The 446-nt window shown below is 65.9% G+C and carries 1 protein-coding gene; it reads right to left on the minus strand.

Annotated elements, in window-relative coordinates; all coding sequences use genetic code 11:
- A partial coding sequence (nth, locus tag J5M73_RS31405; RefSeq protein ID WP_207816969.1) for an endonuclease III occupies positions 1 to 440 on the minus strand: 440 nt, incomplete at its 3' end.
- Between the last annotated feature and the right edge of the window lie 6 nt (positions 441 to 446).

Below are 446 nucleotides of genomic sequence, written 5' to 3' on the forward strand. Positions count from 1 at the left end.
TCCTTGCCGGGCGCGAGCCCCGTGCGGTTCGCGACGCGGAAGATGTGCGTGTCGACGGCGATCGTCGGCTGGCCGAACGCGGTGTTCAGCACGACGTTCGCGGTCTTGCGGCCGACCCCCGGCAGGCTCTCGAGCGCCTCGCGCTCGGCGGGGACTTCGCCGCCGTATTGCTCGAGCAGGATACGGCTCGCCGCGACGACGTTCTTTGCCTTCGTCCGGTAGAGGCCGATCGTCTTGATGTAGTCGGCGACGCCTTCCTCGCCGAGCGCGACGATCTTCTTCGGCGTGTTGGCCACCGGGAACATCTTGCGCATCGCCTTGTTGACCGATACGTCGGTTGCCTGCGCCGACAGCATCACCGCGATCAACAGCTCGAACGGCGTCGTGTATTCGAGTTCCGTGGTCGGATGCGGGTTGAGGCTCTGCAGCGTTTCGAAGATCGCGCG

Origin of the sequence: Pseudomonas sp. 50_B (assembly GCF_017491625.1) — a bacterium.
Classification (GTDB): domain Bacteria; phylum Pseudomonadota; class Gammaproteobacteria; order Pseudomonadales; family Pseudomonadaceae; genus Aquipseudomonas; species Aquipseudomonas danubii.